General features: G+C 67.6%; 15 protein-coding genes. 13 read left to right on the top strand and 2 right to left on the bottom strand.

What is annotated here, in order from left to right; all coding sequences use genetic code 11:
• Positions 1–15: 15 nt before the first annotated feature.
• From RS83_RS16555 to RS83_RS16505, 11 genes are all read left to right on the top strand, one after another.
• The gene (locus RS83_RS16555) at positions 16–573 is read left to right on the top strand and encodes a F0F1 ATP synthase subunit B (protein WP_045280550.1); all 558 of its coding nucleotides are present in this window, start codon (positions 16–18) and stop codon (positions 571–573) included.
• Positions 573–1,361 carry a F0F1 ATP synthase subunit delta gene (locus tag RS83_RS16550; RefSeq protein WP_045280549.1) on the top strand — a complete coding sequence of 263 codons (789 nt, stop codon included), beginning with the start codon at positions 573–575 and terminating at the stop codon, positions 1,359–1,361. The genes RS83_RS16555 and RS83_RS16550 overlap by 1 nt, the downstream gene beginning before the upstream one ends.
• 47 nt (positions 1,362–1,408) lie before the next feature.
• A complete protein-coding gene (gene atpA, locus RS83_RS16545) occupies positions 1,409–3,049 on the top strand; it encodes a F0F1 ATP synthase subunit alpha (protein WP_045280548.1) in 1,641 nt (546 codons plus the stop codon).
• A gap of 20 nt (positions 3,050–3,069) precedes the next feature.
• Positions 3,070–3,969, top strand: coding sequence for a F0F1 ATP synthase subunit gamma (locus RS83_RS16540; protein WP_045280547.1), 900 nt, complete (start codon positions 3,070–3,072; stop codon positions 3,967–3,969).
• 21 nt (positions 3,970–3,990) lie between these two features.
• Positions 3,991–5,445: a F0F1 ATP synthase subunit beta gene (atpD, locus tag RS83_RS16535; RefSeq protein ID WP_045280546.1), complete on the top strand. Its 1,455-nt coding sequence runs from the start codon at positions 3,991–3,993 to the stop codon at positions 5,443–5,445.
• A gap of 2 nt (positions 5,446–5,447) precedes the next feature.
• Positions 5,448–5,708 carry a F0F1 ATP synthase subunit epsilon gene (locus tag RS83_RS16530; RefSeq protein WP_045280545.1) on the top strand — a complete coding sequence of 87 codons (261 nt, stop codon included), beginning with the start codon at positions 5,448–5,450 and terminating at the stop codon, positions 5,706–5,708.
• Between the two features lie 79 nt (positions 5,709–5,787).
• Positions 5,788–6,543, top strand: a complete 756-nt coding sequence (locus RS83_RS16525) for a YaaA family protein (protein WP_045280544.1) — start codon at positions 5,788–5,790, stop codon at positions 6,541–6,543.
• Positions 6,544–6,733: 190 nt separating this feature from the next.
• The gene (locus tag RS83_RS18855) at positions 6,734–7,510 is read left to right on the top strand and encodes a large exoprotein (RefSeq protein WP_156153234.1); all 777 of its coding nucleotides are present in this window, start codon (positions 6,734–6,736) and stop codon (positions 7,508–7,510) included.
• 92 nt (positions 7,511–7,602) lie between these two features.
• Positions 7,603–8,586, top strand: a complete 984-nt coding sequence (locus RS83_RS16515) for an aldo/keto reductase (protein WP_082071704.1) — start codon at positions 7,603–7,605, stop codon at positions 8,584–8,586.
• 75 nt (positions 8,587–8,661) lie between these two features.
• The gene (locus RS83_RS16510; protein ID WP_045280920.1) at positions 8,662–9,465 is read left to right on the top strand and encodes a PP2C family protein-serine/threonine phosphatase; all 804 of its coding nucleotides are present in this window, start codon (positions 8,662–8,664) and stop codon (positions 9,463–9,465) included.
• 59 nt (positions 9,466–9,524) lie between these two features.
• Positions 9,525–12,383 carry an FtsK/SpoIIIE domain-containing protein gene (locus tag RS83_RS16505; protein ID WP_197072146.1) on the top strand — a complete coding sequence of 953 codons (2,859 nt, stop codon included), beginning with the start codon at positions 9,525–9,527 and terminating at the stop codon, positions 12,381–12,383.
• 45 nt (positions 12,384–12,428) lie between these two features.
• Here the strand turns inward: RS83_RS16505 and RS83_RS16500 are convergent, their stop codons facing one another.
• Entirely contained in the window at positions 12,429–13,424 is a 996-nt protein-coding gene (locus RS83_RS16500) for an asparaginase (RefSeq protein WP_045280543.1), read from the bottom strand.
• A gap of 32 nt (positions 13,425–13,456) precedes the next feature.
• Here RS83_RS16500 and RS83_RS16495 point away from each other — a divergent pair, with 32 nt between their 5' ends.
• A complete protein-coding gene (locus RS83_RS16495) occupies positions 13,457–13,954 on the top strand; it encodes an OsmC family protein (protein WP_230113634.1) in 498 nt (165 codons plus the stop codon).
• Positions 13,955–14,013: 59 nt separating this feature from the next.
• Here the strand turns inward: RS83_RS16495 and RS83_RS16490 are convergent, their stop codons facing one another.
• Positions 14,014–14,829, bottom strand: a complete 816-nt coding sequence (locus tag RS83_RS16490; RefSeq protein ID WP_045280542.1) for a lysophospholipid acyltransferase family protein — start codon at positions 14,827–14,829, stop codon at positions 14,014–14,016.
• Between the two features lie 128 nt (positions 14,830–14,957).
• On the opposite strand from RS83_RS16490, the gene RS83_RS16485 reads away from it, so the two are divergent.
• Positions 14,958–15,914, top strand: a complete 957-nt coding sequence (locus RS83_RS16485; protein WP_045280541.1) for an FKBP-type peptidyl-prolyl cis-trans isomerase — start codon at positions 14,958–14,960, stop codon at positions 15,912–15,914.
• The last annotated feature ends 38 nt before the right edge of the window (positions 15,915–15,952 follow it).

Genomic DNA, 15,952 nt, shown 5'->3' with positions numbered 1-15,952 from the left:
TCTGAAGGAGACAGGATGCTCAAGGCTCTTGTCACGAACCTCGCGGCGGAGGGCGAAGCGGCCAACAACCCGCTTCTCCCCGCGTGGTACGACATCATCTGGTCTGGCCTGTGGTTCATCATCATCCTCGTCGTCGTGTGGAAGGTCGCCCTTCCCAAGCTGACGAAGATGCTCGACGAGCGGTCCGCCGCCATCGAGGGGAACATCGCCAAGGCCGACGAGGCTCAGAAGCAGGCTGAGGCCGCGCTCGAGGAGTACACGCGTCAGCTGGCCGAGGCTCGCACCGAAGCCGGTGAGATCCGTGAGGCCGCCCGTGAGGACGGCAAGAAGATCGTCGCCGAGGCCAGGGACGCTGCGAGCAGCGAAGCTGCCCGCATCACCGCGACCGCGCACACGCAGATCGAAGCAGAGCGTCAGACCGCTCTCGTCTCGCTGCGCAGCGAGGTCGGATCGCTCGCCATCGACCTCGCCGGTGGCGTGGTCGGGGAGACGCTGTCCGACGACGCTCGTGCCACGGCTGTGGTGGATCGCTTCCTCGCCGACCTCGAAGCATCCGAGAAGGCGGCCCAGTAATGGGCAGCGCGACCACTCAGGCGCTTGCGGCATCCGTTCAGGCGCTTGCCGCGGCATCCGGCGTGACCCTCGACACCTCGCGGGAGCTCTTCGCCGCGGCGCATGCCGTGGGCGACTCGTCGCATCTGAGCGGCGCGCTTGCTGACGCCTCGGCTTCGGCCGCGGCCAGGCAGAACGTCGTCGACGCGGTGTTCGCCGGGTTCTCGCAGAACACGCGGGACGTGCTGAAGGCCGTCGTCACGGAACGCTGGTCCGACGCCGACGAACTCATCGACGGTATCGAGGAACTCGCGATCCGAGCGGCGGCAGTCGCCGACAGCGGTGCCGACATCGAGGCGGAGCTCTTCGGCTTCTCTCGGGTCATCGCCGCCAACTCGGAGCTCGAACTCGCCCTGGGCAGCCGCCTCGGGGGAGGAGCGGCCAAGGGTGAGCTCGTCGAGCGCCTGATCTCGGGTTCAGTCAGCGCACCTGCGTCGCTGATCGTCTCCTCGCTCGTGCGCCAGCCACGCGGGCGTCGCATCCGCCAGCTGCTGAACCGCGCCATGCGCATCGTCTCGAGCCAGCACGGTCGGGTCGTCGCGACGGTCCACAGTGCGTCTGAGCTGAACGAAGCTCAGCGCACCCGTCTGAGCGACGCCCTCTCGCGCCGCTACGACGGCAAGGTCTCGCTCAACGTCGTCATCGACCCTGCCGTTCTCGGAGGTCTGCGCGTGCAGATCGCCGATGACGTCATCGACGGCAGCATCTCCGCTCGACTCGCAGATCTTCGCCAGAAGCTCGCGGGCTAACACGACTTCGCGCGGGGAACCGCGCACCCAGATACAAAGGGAAGACAATGGCAGAACTATCGATCAGCCCCGACGTCATCCGTGACGCGCTGAAGGACTTCGCCGCCGCCTACGAGCCCACCGGGGCAGCGGCGACCGAGGTCGGCACCGTCATCGACGCCGCGGATGGTATCGCGCATGTCGAGGGCCTGCCCGGCGTCATGGCCAACGAGCTCGTGACCTTCGGCGACGGCACCAAGGGACTCGCACTGAGCCTCGACGAGGACCAGATCGGTGTCGTCGTCCTCGGCGACTTCACCGGTGTCGAAGCAGGTCAGGAAGTCACCCGTACCGGTGAGGTCCTCTCCGTGCCCGTCGGTGACGGGTACCTGGGTCGCGTCGTCGACCCGCTCGGCAACCCGATCGACGGCCTCGGCTCGATCGCGACCGAAGGCGTCCGCGCCCTCGAGCTGCAGGCGCCCGGCGTCATGCAGCGCAAGTCGGTCCACGAGCCCATGCAGACCGGCATCAAGGCGATCGACGCCATGATCCCCGTCGGCCGTGGCCAGCGTCAGCTGATCATCGGTGACCGCCAGACCGGTAAGACGGCCATCGCGATCGACACGATCATCAACCAGAAGGACAACTGGGAGTCCGGCGACGTCAACAAGCAGGTCCGCTGCATCTACGTCGCCATCGGTCAGAAGGGCTCGACCATCGCTTCGGTGAAGGGCGCGCTCGAAGAGGCAGGCGCCCTGGAGTACACCACGATCGTGGCAGCTCCGGCATCCGACCCGGCCGGCTTCAAGTACCTGGCTCCCTACACGGGCTCTGCCATCGGCCAGCACTGGATGTACGGCGGCAAGCACGTCCTCATCATCTTCGACGACCTGTCGAAGCAGGCTGAGGCCTACCGCGCCGTGTCGCTCCTCCTGCGTCGTCCGCCGGGCCGCGAGGCATACCCGGGTGACGTCTTCTACCTGCACTCCCGTCTGCTCGAGCGTTGCGCGAAGCTGTCCGACGAGCTCGGTGCCGGCTCGATGACGGGTCTCCCGATCATCGAGACCAAGGCCAACGACGTCTCGGCCTACATCCCGACCAACGTCATCTCGATCACCGACGGCCAGATCTTCCTGCAGTCCGACCTCTTCAACGCCAACCAGCGTCCGGCGGTCGACGTGGGTATCTCGGTCTCGCGAGTCGGCGGTGACGCACAGGTCAAGTCGATCAAGAAGGTCTCGGGTACGTTGAAGCTCGAGCTGGCGCAGTACCGCTCGCTCGAGGCGTTCGCGATGTTCGCGTCCGACCTCGACCAGGCATCGCGTCGTCAGCTGTCGCGTGGTGCGCGTCTGACCGAGCTGCTGAAGCAGCCGCAGTACTCGCCGTACCCCGTCGAGGAGCAGGTCGTCTCGATCTGGGCCGGAACCAAGGGCAAGCTCGACACGATCGAGGTCTCCGACGTGCTCCGCTTCGAGCGCGAGCTGCTGGACTACCTCCGTCGCAACACGAAGGTGCTCGACACCCTGCGTGAGACCAACGTCCTCGACGACGACACGGTCGCAGAGCTCGACAAGCACACCGATGCGTTCATCCTGGAGTTCCAGGGTGGCAAGGGTGCCGGCATCGGCGCTCCTGGCCACGAGGAGCACGCGGCTGCCGAGGCGGACGACGTCAACCAGGAGAAGATCGTCAAGGGTCGTCGCGCGTAACCGCGTGAGGGACTGATTTCATGGGCGCTCAACTCAGGGTCTACAAGCAGAAGATCTCTTCTGCTCAGACGACCAAGAAGATCACGAAGGCGATGGAACTCATCGCGGCTTCGCGCATCCAGAAGGCGATGGCACGCGTCAAAGCGTCCACTCCCTTCGCGCGAGCCGTGACGAGGGCCGTGTCCGCCGTCGCGACGCACTCGAACGTCGACCACCCGCTCACCCGCGAGCCCGAGACGATCCGCCGCTCCGCGGTCGTGATCTTCTCGTCGGACCGTGGACTGGCCGGAGCCTTCAACTCGCAGATCCTCCGTGAGGGTCTCGAGGTGGCGGAGCTCCTGCGTGGGCAGGGCAAGGAGCCGGTGTTCTACCTCGTCGGTCGCAAGGCCGTCGGCTACTTCCAGTTCCGTCGCATCGCGGCGGCTGCGGAGTGGACCGGCGACACCGATACCCCGTCGTTCCACACGGCGGAGGAGATCTCGCAGAAGCTGCTCGAGGACTTCTCCCGCGGTGGCGAAGACGGCGGTCTCGACGAGATCCACCTCGTGTACAACCGTTTCGTCAGCATGATGACGCAGTCGCCGGAATCCCTGCGCCTGCTCCCGCTGGAGATCTCGGAAGCCGACGAGACGGAGGCGGGGAACACCATCTACCCGCTGTACGAGTTCGAACCGGATGCCGAGACCGTGCTGGACGCGATCCTGCCGGTGTACATCCAGAGCCGCGTCTTCAACGCTCTCCTGCAGTCGTCTGCCGCAAAGCAGGCAGCCACGCAGAAGGCGATGAAGTCGGCCAGCGACAATGCCGACAAGCTCATCACCGACTACACCCGTCTGCGCAACAACGCGCGCCAGGCGGAGATCACGCAGCAGATCGCAGAGATCGTCGGCGGCGCCGACGCGCTCTCATCGAGCAAATAGACCATCAGGAGAGAGACGAAAATGACCCCCACCGCCACGGCTGACCAGCCGGCGACCGCGGTCGTCGGGCGCGTCGCACGCGTCAACGGTCCGGTTGTCGACATCGAGTTCCCGCACGACTCGATCCCCGACATCTACAACGCACTCAAGACCACGATCGTGATCGGCGACGAGTCCGTCGAGATCACGCTCGAGGTCGCTCAGCACCTCGGCGACGACCTCGTCCGCGCCATCGCACTGAAGCCGACCGACGGTATCGTCCGCGGCCAGGAAGTGCGCGACACCGGCGAGGCCATCTCGGTCCCCGTCGGCGACGTCACCAAGGGCAAGGTCTTCAACGTGATCGGCGAGGTCCTGAACCTCGAGCCGGGCGAGACCATCGAGGTCACCGAGCGCTGGCCGATCCACCGCAAGGCGCCGAACTTCGACCAGCTCGAGTCGAAGACCACCATGTTCGAGACCGGCATCAAGTCGATCGACCTCCTGACCCCCTACGTGCTGGGTGGAAAGATCGGTCTGTTCGGTGGAGCCGGTGTCGGAAAGACCGTCCTCATCCAGGAGATGATCCAGCGTGTCGCGCAGGACCACGGTGGTGTGTCGGTGTTCGCCGGTGTCGGTGAGCGCACCCGTGAGGGCAACGACCTGATCCACGAGATGGAAGAGGCGGGTGTCTTCGACAAGACGGCCCTCGTGTTCGGCCAGATGGACGAGCCGCCGGGAACGCGTCTTCGCGTCGCCCTCTCGGCTCTGACGATGGCGGAGTACTTCCGCGACGTGCAGAAGCAGGACGTGCTGCTCTTCATCGACAACATCTTCCGCTTCACGCAGGCCGGTTCCGAGGTCTCCACGCTGCTCGGCCGTATGCCGTCCGCCGTGGGATACCAGCCGAACCTCGCGGACGAGATGGGTGTGCTCCAGGAGCGCATCACCTCGACGCGTGGCCACTCGATCACCTCGCTGCAGGCGATCTACGTGCCGGCCGATGACTACACCGACCCGGCTCCGGCGACCACCTTCGCCCACCTCGACGCGACGACCGAGCTCTCTCGTGAGATCGCATCGAAGGGTCTGTACCCGGCCATCGACCCGCTGACCTCGACGTCGCGGATCATGGACCCCCGGTACTTGGGCGACGACCACTACCGTGTCGCGACCACCGTCAAGCAGATCCTCCAGAAGAACAAGGAACTGCAGGAGATCATCGCGATCCTCGGTGTCGACGAGCTCTCCGAGGAAGACAAGATCGTCGTGTCGCGTGCACGTCGCATCCAGCAGTTCCTCTCGCAGAACACCTACATGGCGAAGAAGTTCACCGGTGTCGAGGGTTCGACCGTCCCGCTCAAGGAGACCATCGAGTCGTTCGATGCGATCACCCGCGGTGACTTCGACCACGTCGCCGAGCAGGCCTTCTTCAACGTCGGTGGCATCAACGACGTCGAAGAGCAGTGGGCGAAGATCCAGAAGGAGAACGGCTGACCATGGCGCTGCATGTCAGCCTCGTCTCCGCGGACGCGGAGGTCTGGACGGGAGAGGCGAGCCTCGTGGTCGCCAAGACCGTCGAGGGTGAGATCGGCTTCATGACCGGCCACGAGCCGGTGCTGGCCATCCTCGCCGAAGGCCAGGTTCGCATCACCCAGACGGATGGCACCAAGGTGCTGGCCAACGCACAGGACGGGTTCCTCTCCATGGAGGGCGACACCCTGACCATCGTTGCCGGCAACGCGGCTCTCATCGCCTGAGCAGTTCACCTCGACGCGTCCGCCTCGGAACCCTTCACCGGGTCCCGAGGCGGACGCGTCTGTCATTCAACGAGGCATCATGAAGATCCTGCTTCCGCCGTCCGAGACCAAGCGTCCCGGCGGCGATGGCGCTCCGCTCGATCTCGCAGCGCTGGCGCTCCCGGCATTGCACTCGCAGCGGACTGCTGTGATCGATGCGCTGGTCGATCTCGCGTCTGATGAAGACGCATCACGCCGTGTGCTCAAGCTCAGCGCGCGGCAGCTCGGCGATATCGAACACAACCGCGCTCTGAAGACGGCGGCCACGATGCCGGCGATCGATCGGTACACGGGCGTGCTCTTCGATGCACTCGATGCCGCGACACTCTCGACGGCATCGCGCCGCTGGCTCGCAGCCCACGTCTGGATCCACAGTGCGCCGATGGGTCCGGTCGGCGCACTGGATCCGATTCCCGCGTACCGCCTGGCCGCCGGCACCTCGCTGCCCGGCATCGCTGCGCTTCGCCGACACTGGGCAGAGGCCACGACCCAGGCGATCGCGGGGGAGGAGCCGACGTTCGTCCTCGACCTGCGGAGCGAGGCCTACGTCGCGCTCGGACCGGTGCCGGACTCCGTCGCTTCGGCGTACGTGCGTGTCGTCACGGACGACGAGGACGGATCGCGCGCACTCAACCACTTCAACAAGAAGTCCAAGGGGCTCCTCGTCCGGGCACTCGCCGAGACCCGCCCGAGGATCGCGTCGCTGCGCGCTCTCCGCGGCTGGGCCCAGAAACAGGGGATCGTCCTGCGCGACGGTTCTGAGATCGGCACGCTGGAGCTCGTGGTCTCCGAGTGAGCCATGGCGATCGCTGACGCCACCTGCGCGTCCACCCGAACGCGGGACGCCATCGTGCCAGGATGCACGCGGCACCGCTGATGTCACACGGGAGTTCCGCCCGCGTGGGTCGTTGCCCGTCATGATGCCGACCGATATGGTGGTGTCGCGGCGCGGAGAGCGCCGATCGTTCCCATCCGGAGGGGATCACATGGATTCTTATTATTACGACGGTGTCAGTGCTGCGGCACTGCTCGGCATCGTCCTCGTCAGCGTCATCATCGGGCTCGCGGGGTACGTGATCGGCTCGCTGTTCCTGATGAAGATCTTCGAGAAGGCCGGCGTGCAGGGCAAGTGGCGCGCCTGGGTTCCCGTCTACAACACGATGATCTTCTTCAAGCTCGGCGACCTGAGCCCCTGGCTCGTGCTGTACGGCATCGGCGGCGCGATCCTGTTGTCGTGGATCGGTATCGGCGCGATCTTCTCGATCGCCCTCGGCGTGCTGTCCCTGCTCGCCGCATGGCGCATCGGCCTGAAGCTGCAGAAGGACGCCGTCTGGGTCGTTCTGTACTTCTTCCTCTCGATCGTCTGGCTCGGCATCAACGCCTTCGACAAGTCGCGCTGGAACCCGAACGTTGTGCCGGCCTCATGGGCATCGAACGGCTTCCTCGGCGACCGCACCGTCTGGGACGGCATTCCGGTACAGGCGTCCGCGGCGGCTCCGCAGGGCTACTCGGCTCCGCAGGGCTACGGCGCACCGCAGCAGGGGTACGCGCCGCCGGCACCGCAGGGATACGCACCCCCGGCCCAGCCCGGATACGCGCCCCCGGCCCAGCCCGGCTACACGCCTCCGGCAGTGCCCGAGACCGGAGCTCCCGGTGTTCCTCCGGTTCCGCCGGCAGCCCCGCCGGCACCGCCCACGACGCCGCCGGCTCCTCCGGCTGCTCCGCCGGCACCGCCGACCAACCCCACTCAGCCTCCGGCCTGAGAGATGTGAGCAGGGCCCTCGACTCCGGTCGGGGGCCCTGTCGCGTTCTCGGCGGCATCGACGCAGGCCCCGGCTGGGCTAACGTGGAACGCATGGTCATGTCGCAGCGCCGCGTCGGCGCGTCAGGTCTCCTCGTGTCGCCCACTGGTCTCGGCTGCAACAACTTCGGTCGTGCGGGCACCGTCACCGAGACGCTCGACGGCACCCGCGAGGTGATCGACGCCGCGATCGCGAACGGCATCACGCTGCTGGACACCGCCGACATGTACGGCGCGATCGCCGGCACCAGCGAGACCCTGATGGGGGAGGCGCTGGAGGGGCGGCGTGACCGAGTGATCCTCGCGACGAAGTTCGGCCATGAGCGTGACATGGGCTACGACTTCCCCGCCGGTCGCGGATCCCGGCGCTACGTCCGTCGTGCGGTCGAGGAGTCGCTACGCCGTCTGCGCACCGACTGGATCGACCTCTACCAGCTGCACCTGCCCGACCAGGAGACGCCGATCGCTGAGACGACGGATGCGCTCGATGAACTCGTCCGCGAGGGCAAGATCCGCTACTACGGACACTCGAACTTCTCCGGCTGGCAGATCGCCGAAGCCGAGTTCGTCTCGCGACAGCGTTCGACCGGACGATTCATCTCGGCGCAGAACCACTACTCGCTCCTGGCGCGCGCCGCCGAGCGTGAGGTGCTCCCGGCGGTCGAGCGCTACGGCCTCGGCTTCTTCCCGTTCTTCCCGTTGCACAACGGCTTGCTGACCGGAAAGTTCACCCGTGAGGGCGGGCCCTCCGGGAGTCGGATCATGTCCAGCCGTCGGCACGTGTGGGAGGACGCGCCCTGGGCGGCGCTCGAGGACTTCCAGCGATTCTGCGACGAGCGCGGCATCACGATGCTGCAGGCGGCGTTCGGCTGGCTGCTCGCGAACCCCCTCGTTTCCAGCGTGATCGCCGGGGCGACCTCGGCCGCGCAGGTCGAGGCGAACGCCGAGGCTGGAACCGCCTGGACGCCGGACGCCTCCGATCTCCGCGTGATCGATGCCCTTTTCCCGTTGCCGGAGGACCCGGGCGCTCGCGTATGAGACCGATGGGTTCCAGTACGATGTGTGAGTATGCTGCGTCCGTCCGACTGGCCGCAGTCCCATCGGAGGCAGCACGTGGCTGAAACGACGACGACGACGCGAAGCGTCACGGTTGCGCAGCGTCATCTGCTGCTGTCCTGGGCGGGGGTCACCGATCAGGGGCGCCGGCGCGACAACAACCAGGACGCGTTCCTCGCGGACTATCCCTTGTTCGTCGTCGCTGATGGCATGGGCGGGCACGCCGGCGGCGAGATCGCCAGTCAGAGCACTGTCACCCGGCTGCAGGGCGTCGTCACGGACGGTGCGGTCACGCGACCGGCCATCGAGCATGCGCTCGAGCGTGCGGTGGCCGACATCGCCGATCACCCCGAGACCACCGACGAGGGCACCGGCACCACGCTCACCGGCGTCTTCCTCGATCTCGAGGCGGAGCAGCCGCAGTGGGTGTCGTTGAACATCGGCGACTCGCGCGTGTATCTCCTGCGTGACGATCGCCTCGTACAGGTCACCACCGACCATTCGGTCGTGCAGGAGCTGATCGCCGCCGGGAAACTGAGCCCGGAAGAGGCCGAGGGACACCCCTACAGCAACGTGATCACGCGGGCAGTCGGGGCGAGCGAGCTGACGCCGCCGGACTACCTGACGATCGACGTCCAGCAGGGGGACCGCTTCGTCATCTGCTCCGACGGTCTGACGAAAGAACTCACGGACTACGGCATCCAGCATTTCCTGCGTGAGCACGCCGAGCCGGGGCCGGCGGTCGACGCCATGCTCGCCGCGGCGCTCGAGAACGGGGGCCGCGACAACGTGACCCTCATCATCGTGCAGGTCGATGGCGCAGATGACTCGTCCTCCCCGGACTCCGATACCGCCGAATAACAGCTGAGGCCTGTGGAAGCTCCCCTCGGGAGCGCCACCGGTCATGTCGAATGGTCGGCATGGACTCCTCGCCGATCCCGCTTCCAGCGGCTCCTGCACCCACTCGCCGACCGCCGCTGCCGTTCATCGCTGCAATCGTCCCGGTCGCGGCCGGTGTCGTGCTGTGGCTCGTCACGGGATCGCTGTACGCGTTGTGCTTCGCCGTGCTCGGACCGGTGATGATCGCGGCGTCGTTGATCGACGGCGTGCGCGTCAGACGCCGTGAACGCCGAGCGAACGAGGCTGACACCGAGGCCGCATGGGTGCGCGCCGAAGAAGAGCTCGCCCGGAGACAGCGGGGGCTCCGAGCCCGGATGTGGCATCGATATCCGGACGCCGCCACCTGCATCGCTCAACCGCCGCTTCGAGGACTGCGACCACCGGACGCCGACACCGAGCTCGTGATAGGGCGGGGCTCGGTGCCCAGCGGCATCCGCAGCGGCGGGGGAGACGGCGAGCGTGAGCGGAGATTCGAGAGGCGGTGCAGGTCGATCGCAGACGCGCCGGTGCGCGTCACGCTCGGAGGCGGCGTGTGCATTCGGGGCCCGCTGCCTGTCGCCGCCGCGGTCGCTCGAGGGTTACTCGTGCAGCTGTGTCTGCGGTTCGATCCCTCGCAGGTGGCCCTCGTCGGTGACCTTGCCGCCGCGGGCCTGAGCTCGCAGATCCCTCACACCGCTCGCGCGCGTCCTGGCACGTTCCGGATCGGCGTCGTGCATGCCGAGTCTCCGGCGACTGCGAACCTCCCTGAGTACGAGGCCGACGCGGTGATCTGGCTGCTGCCTCCTGCGTCCGAGGTGCCGGCAGGTGTCGCCACCGTCATCGACGTCGTCGAGCCGAGCGCTGCGTCTCTCAGGACCGCTGATGAGGTTGTCACGGTCGCCGTGGAGGGGGTGTCGCGCGCGCAGTTCGAGACGATCGCGCTCGACCGGATGCATCGTGGCCAGGAGGACGACGGTGTCCCGTCGTCCGTGAGGCTCGACGAGTTGGCGCAGGAAACCGTGGCACACGGATTGCCTGTGGCGATCGGCAGGGGTGCGCGTGCGGATGCGGTGGTCGACATCGTCGGAGACGGTCCGCACGCGATCGTCACCGGGATGACGGGCGCGGGCAAGAGCGAACTTCTCGTGACCTGGGTGACGGCGATCGCGCGGGCATACGGACCGGATCGCGTGAACTTCGTGCTCGCCGACTTCAAGGGCGGCACGGCCTTCGAGCCATTGCGTTCGCTGCGACAGGTTGCTGCCGTGATCACCGATCTCGATGAGGAGAGCGCTCGGCGGGGTGTGTCCAGCCTGCGGGCAGAGCTCCGGAGAAGGGAAGCGGTACTCGCGAGTGCTGGCGCGCGCGACGTGAGCGAGGTCTCCATGCCGCGGCTCGTCATCGTGGTCGACGAGTTCGCTGCGCTGCTGCAGGAGCATCCGGACCTCGGGTCCGTCTTCACCGATATCGCAGCGCGAGGGCGTGCACTCGGTCTGCATCTGATCCTCGGTACCCAACGCGCCTCCGGCGTGATCCGTGACGCGCTCGCTGCCAACTGCCCGTTGCGGATCGCATTGCGCGTGGTGGATGCGCCGGACAGCCGGCTCATGATCGGGTCGACCGCAGCGGCGGAGATCCCCGGCGGAGCCGAGTCCCGCGGACTCGGGTTCCTCCGCCGCCCCCGGGATTCGGACCCGCAACCGATCAGAGTGGCCAGAGCGGATGACGCGGTTCTGCGCGATGCAGCGAGGCGCTGGGCGGACGCGGAGGCGCCGCACAGTCCCTGGCTCCCTGCGCTGCCGGTGCTGCTTCCGTTGCACGAGTTCTCCGGGGCCTCTGCTGCAGGGGATGCGCTCGTCCTCGGGCGCGCGGACGAGCCGGAGCAACAGCGGCAACCCGACCAGACGCTGCGACTGGGTGTCGACCGTGGCCTCGGAATCCTGGGAGCGTCGGCGTCAGGGCGGACGACGGCGCTGCGGGTGCTCGCGGCGCAGTACCCTGACGCGCAGTGGGTGCCGGGGGATCGAGAGGCCGCATGGGATCTCCTGTCCAATTGGGCGGCGGGCGCCGATTCGCCACAGCCTCTCGTCTTGTGCGACGACCTCGATCTGCTGGTGTCCGGCTTCCCCGTGGACTACGCCCAGACCTTCCTGCAGCGCTGCGAACAGGTGCTGCGATCGGCGACAGGCACGACATTCGTGGTGACCGCGGCGAAAGCGTCAGGTCCGGTCGGGCGAGTCTTGGACGCGTTGCCGAGCCGCGCACTGCTCCGGTTCTCGAGTCGTGTCGAGCATCTCGCGGCGGGCGGTGAGGCGACCGGATTCCTCCGTGATCGCCCGCCCGGACGCGCACGGATCGGCGAGCGGGAGGTGCAGATCGCCTGGATCGAGGATTCCGCGCCAGCGCAGGCCTCGGAGCACGTCGCGCTGCGGTGGGAGCCACCGAGCGGTGCGTCGGGCATCGTGACGGCGAGTCCTGCCGCTGTTGCGCTGCGACTGCGAGCCGAGTACCCCCGGTGCGCGGTGATCCCAGTCAACGGTGAGACGCCGCGGGCTTCCGACGAGCCGACACTGATCGTGGGCGACGTCGAGAGCTGGCAGAGGAACCCCGCCATGCTGCAGCGCACACGTGCGGACGGGTCCCTGCTGTTCCGAGCGGAGAGCCCGACCGATCTGCGGCAGCTCGCGGGCGTGCGCGAACTTCCTCCCTACGCGCTTCCGCACGCCGGCAGAGCCTGGGCTGTGCGCGCGGATCACAGCCCGCAGCGCGTCTTCCTGCCCGCATTCGCTCCGACGCAGTCGTACCCTGCCCAGCCGGACCCGCGAGGAGCCGACCACGCACACCCGGCTCGATCCAGGCGTGAACTGCGTCAGCGCACCTCGCGGACCGAGTCGAGATGATGTGCTGTCAGCAGGCGGTCATCCGCCGACCGGCAGTTCCTGTGGTCAGATCCCGCTGCCCGGACGGATACGACCGACCTCGACACCGGCGCCGAGCACCGACAGCGGCAGCGCCTCGGCGAGCGCTGCGACATCGGCATCGCTCAGTGCGCCGGCGCGGGCGAGGAGTGTCGCAGCGACGAGGGTCGATGCGCGAGCGGAGCCGTCGAGCATCTTCAGACCGACCGTCGTGCCGTTCGGAGCGACCATCACCATGACACCCTCGGCGCCGCCCTTCGTGAAGACACCGAGCTTCTCGATCGCGACCGTGTCGGGACGGCCGGGGCCCTCGATCGTCCAGGGGTTCTCGCGGACGGCGCGGACCAGCGAGCCGGCGACGCGGTGCAGGGCGAAGGGGGAACGGTCGGATGCCGTGCCGATGCGGTGGATCGCACGGGTGAGCCCGGTGAGCGTGATGGCGTGCACCGGGGCACCGCAGCCGTCGATGGCAGTGTGCGCGATCTTCTCGCCGGTCAGCCGCTCGATGACATCGCGGATATGCGCCTGCAGCGGGTGCGCCGGGTCGAGGTAGCCCTCGGTCGACCAACCGGTCGCGACACAGGCGCGAAGCATGGCTGCGTGCTTGCCCGAGCAGTTCATGCGGATACGTTCCGGCGCGCCGTGCTCGCGCACCATCTCGTCGCGGGTTGCAGTGTCGGTCGGCCAGGCAGGGGGACAGGCGAGGTGGTCCTCGGTGAGGCCGCCTTCGGTGAGCATGTCGCGAACGGTCGCTGCGTGCCGGTCGGTGCCGACATGGCTCGCGGTGGACAGGGCGAGCTGCTCGCCCTCCAGCACCGCCCCGGCAGTGATGCACGCCACGGCCTGCAGCGGCTTCAGGCTCGACCGCGGCAGGATCAGCGCATCGGGGTTGCCGTGCCGGGCGATGACCTCGCCATCCGGTGACAGCACCACCGCCGCGCCCGCATGGCGGGATTCGACGAAGCCGCTGCGTTCGACGACAGCGAGCTCTACGGCATCCTGAACAGTGAGAGTCTCCAGCACCAGGCAAGCCTACCGGTGGCAGACTTGGACGCATGGCAGCGAACTCGACTCCTCACGTGCTCGGCGAGCATCGATACGCCCTGACCTCGACGTGGACCGGGAACAGCGGCACCGGCACCAGCGGGTATCGCGACTACCGCCGCGATGTGACCATCGACGCCGAGGGCAAGCCCGAGCTGCTCGCGTCTGCGGACAAGCCGTTCCGCGGTGATCCGGGCCGATGGAACCCGGAGGACATGTTGCTGGCCTCGCTCTCCGAGTGCCACCTCCTCTCGTATCTGCACGCCTGCGTGACGGCGGGCGTCGTCGTGATCTCGTATCGCGATCAGGCGACGGGCATGATGCGCGAGAACGGTTCAGGCGGAGGTGCGTTCGTCGAGGTCACGCTGCATCCGGAGGTCGTCGTCGCTCAGGCTTCGATGATCGACGCCGCCGAGCGGGCGCATCGTCAGGCGAACGAGTGGTGCTTCATCGCGAACTCGGTGAACTTCCCGGTGCATCACGAGGCCACGGTCACCGCGCAGAGCTGAGACCGTCAATCGAGTGCCGCGCCGCGGCATACGGCCGGGCGCTGAGTTGGACGCGTCTGTCAGCGACGTTCGTGCGGCAGAGCCTGCTTGATCTTCTCGATGGCGCCCTGTGCCGGGGCTTCGTTGTACGCGCCGGCGAGCTCCTGACCGGAGAGCGCGTGGATCGCTGCCATGATCTCGTCGGTCGCGAGCCGGCGGGCACGCCCGCTCGTCGCCGGACCGTGCGGGGAGAGGTCGAGCGGATCACCGAAGCGCACCGTGATGCGCTCGGACAAGGTGGGCACCTTCGCGCCGACCGGCATCACCTTGTTGGTACCGACGAGGCCGACAGGGACGACCGGCGCGCCGGTCTGCAGCGCGAGGAACGCGACACCGGTTCGGCCCTTGTAGAGCCGGCCGTCGGTGGAGCGCGTGCCCTCCGGGTACAGCGCGACCGCGAGTCCCTCGTCGAGCAGCTGGCGTTGCAGGTCGAGTGCGTCGAGCGCGGCCTGTCCTGCGCCGCGGCGCACCGGGATCGCGCCGATGGACTGGAAGAACGTCCTGCTCACCCAGCCCTTGAAGCCGGTGCCCTCGAAGTAACTCGACTTCGCGAGGAAGTGCACCGGGCGGGGAGCCGCCACCGGGATCGCGATCGAGTCGATGAACGAGAGGTGGTTGCTCGCGAAGATCACCGCACCGCTCTGCGGCACCTTCTCACGACCTTCGATCTTCGGACGATAGACGAGTCGGGCCAGCGGGGTGATGAGGCCGCGACCGAGTCGGTACGCGAATCCGGCGTGCCGTGGCTTGGATGCATCCTCCGGCGATGAGGTCGGCTCTGGCGAAGACGTGTCCTCTGGCGAGGATTCGGGCTCGACGAACTGCTCAGAGGTCATCAGAGCAGGTTACTCCCGGATTCATGCCATCGCTGGAATGAAGAATCGCGCCGCGTCTCTCAGCGCGAGCAAAGGGGGATGGGAGAGGATGGAGTGTCCTGCTCTGCCCGCGAACCTGAGGTCTCACTGTGCGCACGCGTCCGCTCGTCTTCCTGTCCACCGTCGCCGCGGCGACCCTGATGCTGGCAGGCTGTGCCGGTAGTGCTGCGCCCGAGAGCTCGAGCACGCCGGAACCGACGGCGTCGAGCGAATGCGCGCTGGACGCGCAGCCGGGTGCGACGTCCGACTCGGTCGTCGTCGAAGGCGATGGTGCGGACGCCAAGGTGACGGTTCCGGCGGATGCCGCCTTCGCGGGCGTCGAGCGCACCGTCGTGAAGCCGGGTGACGGCGAGGAGATCTTCGTGAACGACCTCGTGTCGGTGCGCTACCAGATTGTGGATGCCGCGACCGGTGAGGTGCTCGATTCCTCCGCCCGCGGTGTAGACGGCCTCCTCCCGGTGTTGCTCGACACGAACCAGTCGTCGCTCTTCGTCGCCGCGCTCGAGTGCGAGCCCGTCGGATCGCAGATCGCTCTGGCGCTGCCGAGCAGCGTGCTGGGCGAAGGCGCGGGCAACGTCATCGTGTACGCCGAGGCCGTCGAGCACCTCCCCGAGGTCGCCACAGGTACCCCGGTGGACCCGACTCCCGGCATGCCCACGGTCAAGCTCGACGACAAGGGATCCCCGACGATCACGATCCCGGACGCCGACGAGCCCACCGAGACGAAGGTCGCCGTCCTCAAGCAGGGTGACGGCGCGACCGTCGCTTCCGGCGACCTCGTGGTCGTGCAGTACCGCGGCGTCAAGTGGTCGGACGGCAAGGAGTTCGACTCCAGCTGGGGCCGCGACGCTGTTCCCGCGCAGTTCCAGACCACCGGTGTCGTGACCGGCTTCCGGACCGCGCTCGAGGGTCAGAAGGTCGGCTCCCAGGTGATCGTCGAGATGCCTCCGGCAGACGGATACGGCGCGGTCGAGGGCAACGAACTCCAGAAGGAGAGCCTCGTCTTCGTGGTCGACATCCTCGCGACGACGCCGGTCCAGCAGTAGGCATCGCCCACGCAGCACGAGTAGCTGCGTGACATAGG

Origin of the sequence: Microbacterium oxydans (assembly GCF_000956525.1) — a bacterium.
Classification (GTDB): Bacteria; Actinomycetota; Actinomycetes; order Actinomycetales; family Microbacteriaceae; genus Microbacterium; species Microbacterium oxydans_A.
The sequence above is the reverse complement of the archived record's forward strand: the minus strand, read 5'-3'. Positions and strand labels throughout refer to the sequence as shown.